The organism is Gracilibacillus sp. JCM 18860, from assembly GCF_055395245.1.
The window spans coordinates 1,170,185-1,184,744 of sequence record NZ_AP043868.1; the positions used below are offsets into that span (position 1 = coordinate 1,170,185).

General features: G+C 36.5%; 17 protein-coding genes and 1 riboswitch. Of the genes, 4 read left to right on the forward strand and 13 right to left on the reverse strand.

Features of this window, described 5'->3' with window-relative positions; genetic code table 11:
• Positions 1–2: 2 nt before the first annotated feature.
• The 5 genes from ACZ5R4_RS06090 to ACZ5R4_RS06110 all read right to left on the reverse strand — a co-directional run bounded on the left by ACZ5R4_RS06090 (position 3) and on the right by ACZ5R4_RS06110 (position 4,313).
• Positions 3–749 carry an ABC transporter permease gene (locus tag ACZ5R4_RS06090; RefSeq protein WP_109984939.1) on the reverse strand — a complete coding sequence of 249 codons (747 nt, stop codon included), beginning with the start codon at positions 747–749 and terminating at the stop codon, positions 3–5.
• 43 nt (positions 750–792) lie between these two features.
• A complete protein-coding gene (locus ACZ5R4_RS06095) occupies positions 793–1,086 on the reverse strand; it encodes an MTH1187 family thiamine-binding protein (RefSeq protein ID WP_109984940.1) in 294 nt (97 codons plus the stop codon).
• A gap of 15 nt (positions 1,087–1,101) precedes the next feature.
• Positions 1,102–2,046 carry an ABC transporter substrate-binding protein gene (locus ACZ5R4_RS06100; protein WP_425454588.1) on the reverse strand — a complete coding sequence of 315 codons (945 nt, stop codon included), beginning with the start codon at positions 2,044–2,046 and terminating at the stop codon, positions 1,102–1,104.
• Between the two features lie 118 nt (positions 2,047–2,164).
• A riboswitch (TPP riboswitch) is annotated at positions 2,165–2,274 on the reverse strand.
• Positions 2,275–2,509: 235 nt separating this feature from the next.
• Positions 2,510–3,109, reverse strand: a complete 600-nt coding sequence (wrbA, locus tag ACZ5R4_RS06105) for an NAD(P)H:quinone oxidoreductase (RefSeq protein ID WP_109984941.1) — start codon at positions 3,107–3,109, stop codon at positions 2,510–2,512.
• A 208-nt stretch (positions 3,110–3,317) separates the two neighbouring features.
• Entirely contained in the window at positions 3,318–4,313 is a 996-nt protein-coding gene (locus ACZ5R4_RS06110; protein WP_109984942.1) for a metal ABC transporter solute-binding protein, Zn/Mn family, read from the reverse strand.
• Between the two features lie 220 nt (positions 4,314–4,533).
• Here ACZ5R4_RS06110 and ACZ5R4_RS06115 point away from each other — a divergent pair, with 220 nt between their 5' ends.
• Together ACZ5R4_RS06115 and ACZ5R4_RS06120 are read left to right on the forward strand one after the other, a co-directional pair.
• Positions 4,534–5,307, forward strand: a complete 774-nt coding sequence (locus ACZ5R4_RS06115) for a FixH family protein (RefSeq protein WP_181397580.1) — start codon at positions 4,534–4,536, stop codon at positions 5,305–5,307.
• Positions 5,308–5,454: 147 nt separating this feature from the next.
• Complete coding sequence (locus tag ACZ5R4_RS06120; RefSeq protein WP_245902346.1) at positions 5,455–6,762, forward strand: lysine N(6)-hydroxylase/L-ornithine N(5)-oxygenase family protein; 1,308 nt, start codon at positions 5,455–5,457, stop codon at positions 6,760–6,762.
• A gap of 69 nt (positions 6,763–6,831) precedes the next feature.
• Here ACZ5R4_RS06120 and ACZ5R4_RS06125 read toward each other — a convergent pair whose 3' ends face one another.
• Entirely contained in the window at positions 6,832–7,251 is a 420-nt protein-coding gene (locus ACZ5R4_RS06125) for a VOC family protein (protein ID WP_054787421.1), read from the reverse strand.
• 89 nt (positions 7,252–7,340) lie between these two features.
• Positions 7,341–8,159 (reverse strand): helix-turn-helix transcriptional regulator, encoded by an 819-nt coding sequence (locus ACZ5R4_RS06130; protein WP_054787420.1) that lies wholly within the window; start codon positions 8,157–8,159, stop codon positions 7,341–7,343.
• A 342-nt stretch (positions 8,160–8,501) separates the two neighbouring features.
• Between ACZ5R4_RS06130 and guaC the strand changes: the two genes are divergently transcribed.
• Complete coding sequence (gene guaC / locus ACZ5R4_RS06135) at positions 8,502–9,485, forward strand: GMP reductase (protein WP_464368199.1); 984 nt, start codon at positions 8,502–8,504, stop codon at positions 9,483–9,485.
• A gap of 96 nt (positions 9,486–9,581) precedes the next feature.
• Here the strand turns inward: guaC and ACZ5R4_RS06140 are convergent, their stop codons facing one another.
• On the reverse strand, positions 9,582–10,379 hold the full coding sequence (locus tag ACZ5R4_RS06140; protein ID WP_464368200.1) for a methyltransferase domain-containing protein: 798 nt from the start codon (positions 10,377–10,379) through the stop codon (positions 9,582–9,584).
• 188 nt (positions 10,380–10,567) lie between these two features.
• On the opposite strand from ACZ5R4_RS06140, the gene ACZ5R4_RS06145 reads away from it, so the two are divergent.
• A complete protein-coding gene (locus tag ACZ5R4_RS06145; protein WP_109984946.1) occupies positions 10,568–11,434 on the forward strand; it encodes a Cof-type HAD-IIB family hydrolase in 867 nt (288 codons plus the stop codon).
• Between the two features lie 262 nt (positions 11,435–11,696).
• Here ACZ5R4_RS06145 and ACZ5R4_RS06150 read toward each other — a convergent pair whose 3' ends face one another.
• The 5 genes from ACZ5R4_RS06150 to ACZ5R4_RS06170 form a co-directional block, all read right to left on the reverse strand.
• On the reverse strand, positions 11,697–11,885 hold the full coding sequence (locus ACZ5R4_RS06150) for an aspartyl-phosphate phosphatase Spo0E family protein (RefSeq protein ID WP_109984947.1): 189 nt from the start codon (positions 11,883–11,885) through the stop codon (positions 11,697–11,699).
• Positions 11,886–12,098: 213 nt separating this feature from the next.
• Entirely contained in the window at positions 12,099–12,485 is a 387-nt protein-coding gene (gene crcB / locus ACZ5R4_RS06155; RefSeq protein WP_054860645.1) for a fluoride efflux transporter CrcB, read from the reverse strand.
• Positions 12,482–12,982, reverse strand: coding sequence for a fluoride efflux transporter FluC (locus ACZ5R4_RS06160; protein ID WP_464368201.1), 501 nt, complete (start codon positions 12,980–12,982; stop codon positions 12,482–12,484). Before ACZ5R4_RS06160 ends, crcB begins: the two co-directional genes overlap by 4 nt.
• Before the next feature lie 9 nt (positions 12,983–12,991).
• Positions 12,992–14,020, reverse strand: a complete 1,029-nt coding sequence (locus ACZ5R4_RS06165; protein WP_464368202.1) for a DUF3231 family protein — start codon at positions 14,018–14,020, stop codon at positions 12,992–12,994.
• A gap of 18 nt (positions 14,021–14,038) precedes the next feature.
• Positions 14,039–14,524: a hypothetical protein gene (locus tag ACZ5R4_RS06170; RefSeq protein WP_109984950.1), complete on the reverse strand. Its 486-nt coding sequence runs from the start codon at positions 14,522–14,524 to the stop codon at positions 14,039–14,041.
• Positions 14,525–14,560 lie beyond the last annotated feature (36 nt).

The window sequence follows — 14,560 nt, forward strand, 5'->3', positions numbered from 1 at the left end:
GCCTACCCCTCCTTTCTCCATTTGATCAAAGCTTTTTCACAGATTAAAATGATCGCAAAAAAGAATAAGCATAATATCATGATAAATAATATCGCTACAAATACTCTATCTGTTCGGAATGAGGAGGATGCTAATGTCATATAAACCCCAATACCTTGATTGGCTCCTAACCATTCTGAGATGACGGCCCCCATCACACTATAGGTTGCTGAAATCTTTAGTCCTGAAAATATAGCAGGCAAAGCGTGTGGTAGCTCTAACTTTCTAAAAATCTGTTGCTTGGTCGCACCTGTCATTTTCATATAATGAATAAGCTCTGGCGAAGTTTGTCTCAATCCATCAATCGTAGCTACTGCAATCGGAAAAAAACACACAAGGATTATAATCAATAGCTTTGGTGTCATGCCAAAACCAAACCAAATCACGAGTAGTGGTGCCAACACTATAATTGGAACATTTTGTGAAAGGATCATAATTGGATATACTGCTTCTCTCACCTTTGGCAACAAATGTAGAATAACCGCTACCGTTAGTCCAACCACTATCCCCATAACCAAACCGAGTATCGTTAGTTGAATTGTTGAGAAGATATGATGACTATAGTTCGGCCAGTTGTTAAGTGCCTCCTGTATAATGACAGTGGGTGCTGGTAGTATCCAATCTGGTATTTGAAAGATTCTCGTCGATAGCTCCCAGATAAAAAGCATTATCGCAATCACTGAGATAGGAAGCCATGATTTTTTTATCATGTGCTCAACACCGTCCTTACTCTGTTATGTTGTTTCCACTACTTTAGTGATATTTCTCTGTTAATTTTTCCATAGACGCCTGATTGTCCGCCCTTGTATAAATTTTAATTTGGGATATGTTGCTCGTACAGCCCATATCTAGCATACGTTGATTCATTTTTTCAATAATCACTAGTAGTGCAGATAGCTCCCCTTCCATTGTTGTTTCTAATGGATTCACTTGGTACTTCACTCCAGCAGCCTCGATTACCTCAATTGCTGCATCTACAAATGGAATCACATCTTCCCCATTTGGTGTTTTCGGGATAATTTGAATACTCACTAATGCATTTGCCATTTTTCTCTCTCCTTTTTATTCAGGTAAAAATTCATTTGTAAACGCTGATTCTACGTCTAGCTCCCTTTCTAATAGACCATTTTCGAACATCCAATCAGAATAATTTCTCCAAACCTCTGGACGTTGTTCTCCCCATCTTGTAGCATCGTCCTGATATTTTGGAGAGAGCCATTCTTGACTTGCTTTTACCAATTCTGGGTCTAAATCGGGTACTTTATCTATTAATATATCTGCTGCTTCAGCTGGATGACTGATAGCATATTGATAACCCTTAGTTACTGCTGCTAACAATGAACGAACCGTTTCAGAATTCTCTTCTAGCATTGTTTCATTTGTTGTGATAACAGGAGTATAGTAATCTAGTTTTTCTGAATAATCGGTTAAGTAGAGCATATCTAGGTCGATACCACGAAGCTCTGCTTCAACACCAGTCCAACCATAGTAAATCCAGGCAAAATCTACATCTCGCTCAACTGCAGTAAAAAAGTCGGTATTGCCAATATTCGTAATGGTAACATCATCTACGGATGCACCCTCTTGTTTCATCAAGGAATCGATTACTGCTGATTCCACTGGTGCACCCCAGCCTCCATATGTCTTTCCGGCAAAATCGGCAGGGGATTGGATTCCTTTCTCTACTGGGGCCGCAAAACCAGAAGTATTATGTTGAATAACAGCTGCTATCGATACAATCGGAATATCCTGTACTCTTGCTTCAGTAACCGCCTCCTGTGCACTTATTCCAAAATCGGCCTTCCCTGCAGCTACCGTTTGATCAGCACCTGCTTCACCCGGAAGCACAATATTGACATTTAATCCCTCTTCCTCAAAATAACCCTTTGCTTGGGCGACATATAATCCGGTATGATTTGTATTCGGTGTCCAATCCAAAACAAACGTGACTTCTGTTAAATTCTGTTTGTCTGTTTGAGAAGAGTCTTGGCCACATCCTGTTAACATAAAAAACATACATGCTAAGACAACTAATAGTTTGTTCAATTTGATTTCCCCCTTATGTCGTTTTTAAGGGATACATATAGAAAAAGCGCTCTAGACAGAAGCCTAGAGCGCATATAGATTCATAATTCCATATGTTCCCTACGCTGGTGCTAACCAGATCAGGTTCTAAGGGTCAGTATCTTCCGGATACAATCTCAACTGGCAACACCAGTCCCCCTACATGTCCATATCTTATTGCTATCACATTCATACTTTGACATATTTATCGTAATTATTCAAGTTTTGTGTACTTCATTGGAGATATGAAAAAAACGAGGCATTCTCTCTACTTTAACAAGTACCTAGTTTTTTTTACTTGTTACCTTAAAAAACTTGGTCGAAGCTTCTGCTGTGTAGAAATTTTATATCTTCCTAACGTGCAAAAAAAAGCAGACCTTCATTGCTGAAGATCTGCCTTCTACAATTATGATTGAACTATTTTTGAAGCTACTTCCACTACACGAGTTGCTTGGTGCTTCACTGCTGCTTCTACATCCTCCAGCATTTTACCATCTGGAGTTTGTGTGACACTAGTTCCATAAGGGTTTCCGCCTGCCCCATAGATACATTCATTTGTATATCCAGGAGGGACGATGATCGCACCCCAGTGCATCATAGAGGTATATAAATGTAATAAGGTTCCCTCATGACCACCATGCGCATTAGAAGCAGAAGACATGGCTGTTACTACTTTATTCATCGTTTTTCCTGCAGCCCATAATCCGCCTTGTGAATCAATAAATTGCTTCATTTGAGATGGAACATTTCCAAATCTAGTCGGAATACTGAAAATAATCGCATCTGCCCATTCTATATCATCAGAGGTTGCTACAGGGACATGTTGAGTTTCCTCTAAATGCTGTTTCCAAGCTGGATTAGAAGCTACTGCAGCCTCTGGCGCCGTCTCTTGCGCACGCACCACTCTTACCTCAGCATCTGCTGCTTTCACCGCTTCTGCTGCCCAATTAGCAAGTTGATAATTGGTTCCAGTTGAACTATAATAAATTACTGCTACTTTTACCATATCCTAAAACTCCTTCTTTCCTTCCTTTTTGCATGCCTAGTTCAAACTTCTAGGCCTACATAGCATATCAAGTAATTATCTCTAATTCAAGACAATTGCTTATGACTAAGTGGAACTATCCGAACAGGCTTTCAACAAGTAAAGAAATAATAACCATTAGGAAATATTTAAGCATATAATCTTAATATTTCCTAATGGTTAACTTTCATTAATAATGAAGCGCTTGTTCCAAAACCTCTAGATTTCGTTCCATTAATGTGAAATAATTCTCTTCCTTCTCTATATCTTCTTCCGTTAATACAGATAAATTGTGTAATTGGAGTGACTCAATATTAGCTTCATTTTGAATCACCTTTGCAACTTTAGGCTCTACATTTTGCTCAAACAACAAATATTTAATTCCTTTCTCATCAACTTGATGAATAATTTCTTCCAGCTGCTTTTGTGATGGTTCATCGGTTGGTGATAATCCAGAAATCGCAATTTGTTCTATTCCATAGCCTTGTTCCCAATATCCGTATGCAGCATGTGTTACTAGGATTTCTTTGTTGTCAGATTGTTCTAATTGCTCATGGAAGCTTTGATCAAGTGCTGTTAGCCTTTCTTCTAAATCTTGAAAGTTTTCTTCATAGCTTTCCTTTTGTTCAGGTCTAATCTCCACAAGTGCATCCTTAATATTCTCTGCGAGCTGTACCGCTTTTATTGGATCTAACCATACGTGTGGATCCACATCACCATGATCATGGCCTGCATGATCATGCGCCTCTTCGGTTTCGTGGGAGTGTTCGTGGTCATGTCCTTCTTCATCACCATGATCATGTTCATGTTCATGAACATGTTCCTCTAAATCAATCCCCTCTGCTGCTTCTATCATTTTTACATCTTCTCCTTGCAAGGCTTCTTCTATCTCACCTGCGTACGCTTCTAAATTAGCACCATTAAAAACAAATAAGTCCGCAGTAGCAATCTCAACCATCATTTTAGAGGTTGGTTCGAAATTATGCGGATCAGCACCAGCAGGTAATATAGTGGAAACCTCTACGTCATCTCCTCCAATTTCGTCTGCAAAATATGCTAATGGATAAAGTGTTGTATAGATCGACAGACTGTCATCACTTTCTCCATTTGCTTCTGAACCCTCTTCTCCACAAGCTGTCAATAATAAAGCGATCAAGATAAACAATCCAATACTTAATCTTTTCAAAATAATTCCCCCATAATATGTAATAAGAATTTGAAATAACTTATTAAAACGTAATTAATACGATTTGATTTTATTATAAAGGATGAATACATTTTTGTAAATAGTAATTATTACGATTTGATTATCCGATGTTAAAAAATGTTCAAATATTATCCATTGATTCCAAATATATTTCAGCGTATAGTTAACAATGACTAATGAAGAATATGGAGGAAAATCAATGAAGCGTTTTAAATTTGTCCTAGTAGTAATCATTGCAATAATGGCTTTAACTGCGTGTGGCTCTGATAATAAAAAAGATACAGAAGAAAAAACACTAGAAGACCTAAAAGTTGAATTTAATTTACTTCAAACAGCGGAGGTAGGGCAAACTGTTCCATTAGAAGCTAACGTTACTTCTAACGGAGATCCCATAACAGATGCAGAAGAAATGACCTTCGAATATTGGAATGTTAACGATGAAGAAAATACGACAAATGTAGAATCGACCAATCAAGAGGACGGAACATACACTGCTGAAGTAATCTTTAATGAACCTGGGACCTATGAGATTTATGCTCATACAACAGCAGGTGGACTTCACACAATGCCAAAGAAATCGATTACTATTACTGGTGAGAAATCAGCTCATTCCGAGGATGAAGCGGCTCACGACCATTCACACGAGGCAACAAATTCAGAAGATGGACATACCCCTTCAGCGGATGTTTCTATTCAATTTGATAAAATTAACGAAGCCAAATTAAAAGAGGAAACAAGCCTAACAGTAGATGTTGAATTAGGAAATGAACCCCTCACTGATGCTACCGTGCTCTTTGAACTGATTGATCCAGACGAGAACCATGAACTATTAGAAACAGATCAGGTACAGGAAGGCACCTATTCCACTCAACATACTTTTCAGAGTAATGGAAACTATCAGGTTATCATTCATATTTCAAATGATGAAGGATTACATGAACATGAGGAACACCAAATAACAGTTACAAAATAATTGTGCGCAAGCTTAAGCGCACTTTTTTTATTTTATAAAACTCTAGGGTATAATGGAAGGTAACTGAATATGGAAAAAACAAAATCTTCAGCTAGCCTGAAGATGACGACATTTTCGAAAGATTTTTATAATAAGTGAGGGAACATAATGGGTAACTCGACAATGTACGATGTTATTGGAATTGGAATAGGACCTTATAATTTAGGACTTGCAGCTTTAAGCTATGAAAGAAGCGATTTAAAAACAATCTTCTTTGATCAGAATGGCCAATTCGCCTGGCATCCTGGCATGCTAATCCCCGGGACGGATCTTCAGGTTCCTTTTCTAGCAGACTTAGTCACTTTTGCAAATCCTACAAGTAAATTTACATTCACTAACTACTTACATCAAAAAAACCGTCTATATAAGTTCTTTTTTTTTCAAAAACTCGAAATGCCTCGTGCTGAATATGCAGCCTATTTAAAATGGGTTGCAGACCAATTACCAACCTGCAACTTTCAATCAGAGGTGGTTGATGTGATTGATCAGAAAGATCACTATGAAGTTGTAGTTAACCATTGGGGTAAACAGACTACAGAGTCTTATTTCACAAAACACGTTGTAATGGGAACAGGAAGTGAACCGAATATCCCTATCGAGTTAGAGGGAGCAGAAATAGAAAATGTCCATCATTCGAGCCAGTATTTGTATCATAAGGATCGTACTATAAAAGCGAAGAACATTACAGTAGTCGGCTCAGGGCAAAGTGCTTCGGAGATTTTTTATGATTTATTAAAACTACAGGAGCACTTCTCTTACCAATTATCATGGTATACACGCTCACCTGGATTTCTTCAGCTAGACCAGTCAAAATTAGGACAAGAAGTGTTCACACCTGATTATGTGGATTACTTCTATCATTTAGAATTTAAAGAAAGAATCGAATCATTAGATTATCTTGGACAGCTGCGTAAAGGAATTGATGGAGATACCTTACACCATATTCATGAATGGTTATATCATCATTCTGTTGAGAATAAACCATTACCAATTACCATTCAACCATTAACGGAAATCCATAAGGCAAGTTACACTGGTGATCAATTAAAGGTTGAAGGGGAGCAATGGCAGAAAAAAGAAAGCATTACATTCAACACGGATATTCTCATTCTAGCCACAGGATATGTACCTAATATTCCAGATTGGTTTTACAATCGATTCCAAGATAAGATTGAATGGGAGGATGAAAAAAGATTTAAGGTTCGCAAAAATTTCCAATTGGCATTTAAGGACAAAAATCGTTCCCATCATTTCTATACATTAACAAATTTGGAGCATTCTCATGGAACAGGGGCAACGAACCTCGGCTTGGCTGTTGATCGTAATATTCAAATTATTAACGATATTGCAGGCCGAACCGTATATGGAAACCAACGTGGGACGATATTTTCTCAGTTTTCACCTAATAATAAGTAAGTTACAAAAGTCAAAAATAGCTAGATCTCCACAGTGTGATCTAGCTATTGAATTTCTGGCACGACCTTCTTACTTATCTGCAGATAATTGCCAAATGACTCCAAATTGATCGGTTACTTGTCCATATGCATGACTCCAAAATGTTTCCTGTAGTGGCATTCCAATGTTGCCTTTTTCTTTTAAAGCATCATAAAGCTCCCTTGTTTCTTCCACATTATCTAAAATTAAGGCAATGGTAACATGATTACCAGATTGATGCTCTTGCCCTGGAAAAGTATCAGATAACATCCAATCTATATCTCCAATCTGTAGATGTGCGTTTAAAATCCTACTTTCAGCTTCTTTTGGAAGTGGCATTTCAGGATTTGGGGGCATTTCTCCAAAGGTTTGGACATTTACTATTTTCGCTTTTAATGCCTTCTCGTAAAATTGAATTGCCTCCTGTCCATTTCCATTCATAACTAAATACGGATACATCTTTTTAATCATTTTTAAGCTCCTTTTCTTTGAAAATTCTAATTTTACTAGGTCTCCTCTTAAAAATTTGTCCCTGAATTAAGGAAAACTCCACTTTTATCTTAACTATTTAAACGATTACTGTTCGCTAAATCTCGATAAAGTGGATTGATCTTATTAATATGTTGTTGCATTAAAGCAGAAATCGAGATGAGAATAGGTGGATCATCCATTTTAGGTGAGCGAAGTGTGAGTTCTATAGCAGGCACTTCATCTTTATGATTAACAAAAATCGGTTCGCTTCGCTTTGCCCGTAAATTTGTATTTGTCAAAAGGATATCCTTTGAGTTCATCTCCATCGAAACCGATGTAGCTAATAAATAATACCTCCCCGGCTTCACATTCGAGAAATAAAATTCTCCTAACGAGGGAAGGATCAAACCATATAAGGGAAATCCTTCTGGAATCGGCTTCGAAAACAGTCCAATTAATACAATTCCAAGAAAGGGTTGAGTAGCATTAATATGCCCATAAATGGTATTATGTAATACTTTTCTAGTCTGTTGGGTGAAATCCGGCATTTTTGTTATTTGTTGAAACTGTTGTTCTGTTTTAGTAGTTGATTGACGAAAGACGGACGGAGTTACCCCAACCTTCTCAGTAAACCGTGAAGTAAACGTCCCTAAGCTCTGTTGCCCAACCTCTAAACTTATATCTCGAATACTAAAATTAGTTTTTAATAATAGCTCTTTTGCTTTTTGTAATCGAAGTGCTGATAAATAATATAATGGAGGTAAACCTATTTCCTCTTTAAACATCCGTGAAAAATGATAGGGACTATAGGAAACATAACGAGCTAGCTGCTTCAGATTAATTGGTTCATGAAGGTTTTGATGGATAAATTTAATAGCTTCATCAATCTCAATATTTCGTTTTGCCATAGTGTATCTCCTCTGCAAAAATGGCATGATAACTTGGAAATTTTTCAATGATGAGTATTCTAGTTAGAAAAAAGCGGATTCCTAACAATAGGGGAATTGTCCTCGTTGCAAGTGATTGTGCTACGATAAACCACGCTCTCTTAACATTAACACAGAATGTATGTTCGGTCAATAATATTTAGAAAAATATTATATTTATTAAATAATTCGACAAAATAACTTTAATTCCTCTATTTATGTAAAAACGATTGAATTGACATCTAGGTGGATGTGTATTATAGTACTAGAGGCGAATATTTTCGCCTTAATCAATTAAATCATTCGTCTTTAGGAGTGTAAACAATGGAAAACGTATTTGATTATGAAGATATTCAATTAATTCCTGCAAAATGTATTGTAAATAGTCGTTCAGAATGTGACACTTCTGTTACTTTTGGAAATCATCGATTTCGATTACCAGTAGTACCAGCAAATATGCAAACAATAATAGATGAAAATATAGCAGAATTTCTAGCAAAGAATCGTTATTTTTATATCATGCACCGATTTGAACCAGAAACACGAAAGGCATTTATTAAAAAAATGCAGGATCGTAAATTAATCGCTTCCATTAGCGTTGGCGTAAAAGAACCAGAATATCGTTTTGTAGAAGAATTAGCAGAAGAAAAGCTTATCCCAGATTATATTACGATTGATATTGCTCATGGACATTCTAATGCTGTCATTGATATGATTAAACACTTAAAAAGACATTTACCAGATAGTTTTGTCATTGCAGGGAATGTCGGTACACCTGAAGCTGTTCGTGAGCTCGAAAATGCAGGTGCTGACGCAACTAAGGTAGGGATTGGACCAGGAAAGGTTTGTATTACTAAGATCAAAACAGGTTTTGGTACAGGGGGTTGGCAGCTTGCAGCTCTAAGATGGTGTGCGAAGGCAGCAACTAAGCCTATCATTGCAGATGGCGGTATACGTACCCATGGGGATATCGCAAAATCGATTCGATTTGGTGCATCTATGGTAATGATTGGATCACTCTTCGCTGGTCATGAGGAATCACCAGGAACAACTATTGAAAAGAACGGAAAGCTTTATAAAGAATACTTTGGCTCTGCCTCTGAATTTCAAAAAGGGGAAAAGAAAAACGTCGAAGGGAAAAAAATGTATGTCGATTATAAAGGCTCTTTACAAGATACATTAACAGAAATGGAGCAAGACTTGCAATCCTCTATCTCTTATGCAGGCGGAAAAAGTCTTGATGTCATTAGAACCGTAGATTATGTTATAGTGAAAAATTCGATATTTAATGGAGATAAAGTATACTAACACAAAAATCCGGACTTTCAAAATGTCCGGATTTTTACGTGGAAATATGCAAGGGATATTTATAACACTCAGCTTGTAGGAGAACTTAACCTAATTTTAATTTCGTCTTACCCCTTCTACCGCAAGCAAATACATAGACAGATATTCTCCTTTATTTTGGGTCCATGATCGATATTTCTTTTCAGCAATCACTCGTTCTTCTTCGGTTAGGTACCCATCTTCAACCATTTGCTTCCCTTTTATCTCAGCAACTTCAGACCAGATGTTAATTTGACTTTCAAAGGTTTTCTCTCCTTTTCGTACAAGCTCATGCTGAGGGTAGATAGCTATGTTATCTAAACCTATCTTCTCAAACAGATAGGCTAAATGATCTGCTATGGTATTTACCATTCCTGCATCTTCCCTCCACTTAAGAAACGATGAATAAAAAGCTTCCATTTCTTTCGGTATTTTAGGCTTCCAAATAATCTTTTTATGATTATAGTCTAGAACAAGTACTTTACCGTTTAATTTCACAGTATTCTTCATTGAGCTTAATGCTCTTGTTGGATTTTCCAACCATTGTAGTACTCTAGCTGAGGTAACGATATCGAACTCCGAATCAAATGGTAATGCATAAATATCGGCTACTTCAAAACTAAGATTCGGTAATGAGTGCTTTTCGTTAGCTTTTCGAATCATGTCTTCATTATTATCAATACCTATTACCTTTCCTTTCTCACCAACAGTCTCCGCTATTCCCCTAGTTATCGCACCAGTACCACAACCAACATCCAAAACTGCCATGCCTTCTTGAAGTATTTCTGCTAATCTTTGATGGGATGTAGACAATTTTCGATTATCAATAATCGTCGTCTTCGGAAGTTCCACCCGCTTCTTTGCCAAATTATTCAATCCAGCTCTCTCCTTCCACTATTTTCACAAAATTCTACTCGATTCCATTTATAAATTCAACTTGAATTTATTTTTAAGTAAAAATAGTTTACAAATATTTAGATACACTTTACTTACAATTATACGTTGTTTCGATTATGATTAGATTAGGAATATAGATAGATCCAAATGGTTTGGGGGATAATGCGATGAAATTAATTGCAACAGATTTAGATGGAACATTACTTAGCAAAAATCACGAAATTAGTGATGCAAACAAGGAAGCACTTAAGCTTGCAAGTGAACAAGGCGTGGAAATTATTGTCGCAACAGGCAGATCCTACTCTGCAGCAAAAATTCCACTTGATAAGGCAGGATTGAATTTTCCAATTATCTGCTTAAATGGCGGAAAAATTTACAATGAGAGAGCACAACTCCTTAATTCTGCACCACTCGATAAGGCAACTTGTAAAAAAATCAAACAGATTTGCACAGCTCAGCATGTTTATTTTGAAGTGTTTACAAATAAAGCTACTTTTTCAGAAAGTAGAGAAAAGTTTATCCAAGTAATGGTAGATATTATGGCGTCAGCCTTTCCTCAACTAACACGAGAAGAAGTTGAAGCTCAAGCAAAAAATCGTTTCCAAGATGAAGAGGTCGAAATCATTGACAACTTTGATCAATTATTCGATCGTGAAGATATCGATGTCTATAAAATATTAGCGTTCTCGTTAGACGACGAGGTCTTGGAGCAAGTCGAGCAAAATCTTAAGGATGATGCAAGCATTGCCATTACTTCCTCTGGTTTTTCCAACCTTGAATTTAACCATCCAAAAGCGCAAAAAGGCATTGCAGTAAAAGAATTTGCCGCACAACTTGGCATCGAAATGAAAGATGTGATGGCAATTGGCGACAATTTCAATGATGCATCCATGATCGAAATGGCAGGCTATGGCGTAGCAATGGGAAATGCTGCAGAGGCCATTAAAGATATGGCAGACTTCACCACGAAAACTAACCATGAAGATGGAGTCGCCCATGCCATTCAAACATTGCTATCTAAAGAGCTTAGCTAGTAATGAAAAGTGGAATTTATGACATTAGGAATATTGCTGAGTTCCCCATTAATGGAGAACTCAGCTTACTAAAAAGTATTGTTTTAGTCCTTGCCACCGACATTTTAAACACTTCCTCAGAAAAAATTTTCTAGAAAGGAAATAAAAAAACCTGAGCTGATAGGAACACATGATCATCATGTGTTCCTATCAGCTCAGGTTATGCCCGTGAATGGTAACAGATAATTCAGATTATAGTATCCGTTTTCAAGGATTAATTATATTATTTTTTTGAGGAACTTTTTACTTTTAATAATTTCTTTTGCATTTCATAAATTAACTTGTCCATTTCTTCACTAATCATAATGGTATCCCTATGCTCAAGCCCTTTTCGAAGCCCCGATTGAATTAACTCTTCTCGTTTCTGTTGAATTTGATGTTTTAAATTATTCTCATAATCGTTTTGCAACATATACTGTCGCCCCTTTTTGTTCTCTAACAATATCTTCGATTCGAGGGATAATGTTTATGTCCGCCTTTTTAGTTAAAAATTGTCATTATGTACATAATACCTATTTTTTTTGCATTTGCCAACAATTATTGTCAGAATATTAAAAAATGTGGCAAATGGTTACAAAAAATAAGGTTAGGGCAAGCTAACCGCATAAAACTAATGTTTTCCATCCTAATTAAAAAGTCTTACAATATAGAAGCCAACAGAAAAAAATAGAATAGACCCAAATATACTTAACAATACATAAACAATACATAGGGAATAATTCCTTTGTTTCCACAGTTGCATAGCTTCTACACTGAAGGTAGAAAAAGTAGTAAAAGCACCAAAAAAACCGACACCTAAAAAAATGTATAACCGATCATTGATACCGATTGGTAGTACGGTTTGGTAGGATAAATAATAAAATACACCCAAACCAAAGGATCCGAGAATATTTACAAGAAGCATCGCTATTGGAAATGTGGAATTGTTCCACCATGTTGCAAAGCGTAAACCAAGCCAATAACGACACCCGGCACCGAATGATCCTCCGACTGTTAATAATAGTATTTTCATTCAGCTTCACTGCCTTCTGTAACTGAGTTTTTCCAAAATAGGTTTCCAATTAAATAACCAAGTAAGGCACTCCCAATTCCACCTATCACAGAAAGAGTAACATAGCCGATGATCATAATGGTAGAGTTGTGGATAAAAAAATGAGCTACCTCTGCCGAAAAAGTGGACATCGTTGTAAAACCTCCACAAAACCCAACACCTAATCCAAGCTTCAACCATTCTTTTGGAATGATTCTTGTAAAGATTGATGTAAAAAGACCTAACAGAAAGCTTCCCATGATATTGCCCACTAGTGTCCCGAGTGGAAAGAGGATATTATTCATCCATATACTCAAACTATATCGACAATACGTACCGACAGAAGCACCAATACTTATAGCTAGAAGATTCTTGCCCTGTGATCCCAATAGATTCACCTTCTCTTTATTTACTATGGTATAGTATACAGCCATTTTCAAAAGGATTACAAGTCGATCCTCTAAAAAGAAAAAGACCATCGAAGCAAATTAGTTCGATGGCTGATTCGTACTTTTTTTTGATATTTTATTTCTATCTAATGTCCCAGGTGGTTGTTCTAACCAATTATTTTTGATCATAATATCTAGCCCTTTTTTGGCAAATAACGCTATCTCCATAGAAAGTTTCTCATAGCTTAAAACTAAATCACTCCGTTGACTTGCCGATGCTGCTGTAGAGTAATTCCCAATACCTGCAGCACTAAGCAACGACATTTGAAACATTAACAGCTTATCTGAAAAAGTAGGTGTAGTCGAATTCATAATAGCATAATCGGGTAAATGTGGAGTTTCGATGTCTCCATCTAATAGCGTTTCTGCGAATTTCTTAAGATGCTTTTTGGCGATCTCTTTCCCCTTTAGCATATAATCGCGTACTTCAGGATTATTCGTTGTTTGGGCAAAAGCGATACACAATTTTACACCGACTGAATTTGTCATCGAATTTAAGTATAGATGGGATATTTCAACAGCATTTAAAGGTCGCTTTTGTTTAAATATACCAAGACCACTTAAATAGCTCTTATTATCGATAAAATCGATTTCCTTTGTTGTTTCAATATATGGAGCTCGTCCAAGAATTCCTTTCTCTAAAGCAACTTGAATCGCTTCATCGTAGAGTAATGATGTTTCACGTAATCCTTCAATAAAGTGATTGCGTATATCTGCTCGCACACTCGTTGAGACATACCCACTGTAAGCAACCATTCCGACCCGAGCCATTTGTGTAACATACGTTAAACCAAAGGTATCCGTACTTAGTTGTGGTGCATCTAAATCAACATCATCTTCTGTAAAACCAACTGGAGTAGCAAGATTTTCTTTTTGAAAATATTGCTTTAATTCTTCCACATGTTTTTTAGCCATACTTAGGCTAGTTTGTACTGGCCCTTTTAAATCTTCGTCTTCCATATATTTTATCATATGTGATAATACACAGACTGCCATACTATCATTCATATAAGCTGTCCATATTGCCGCTATTTCTGAAGATGTAAGGCTTATCTTAGAATGTTCCATGGGTTCCCTCCGTGTTATTTATGTTCCTTTACTTTTTATAAAAAGCATAATTAATATTTTTCTTACTATCAAACCAATTGTGACCCCTACTCCTACAAATAATATTGGTAACCAAATCGGTCCCATTAATATCCCGAATATCTCTAAAGTAGAGGAATAAATAAGCCCAACCGTTACAAAGTAAGCGGATGTCACGAATGGAATGAATTCAAATGGGCTTTGTCCTCCGCCAGAATCTTTGTATGCATCCCAAATCGCAAACAAATAAATACAAGGATAGAACATCAGCCATTGATAATTGGTAATTGTAATCGCTTGATCAATTTCTCCATAGAAACTATAAAGAATAGCTTTATTAAAGTTAGATTGTAGGTTAATTATCACTTCCAATATAATAAGAATAATTCCTTTTATCATTCTTCCGTTCAAAAGTTGGCCAAAACCTGGAAATGCTATACTCCATAAAATCTTTTCTAATGAATTTTGCTTTTGATTATTTTCCATTCCTCATTTCTTACCTTACATAAGTTTTTTCGTTTG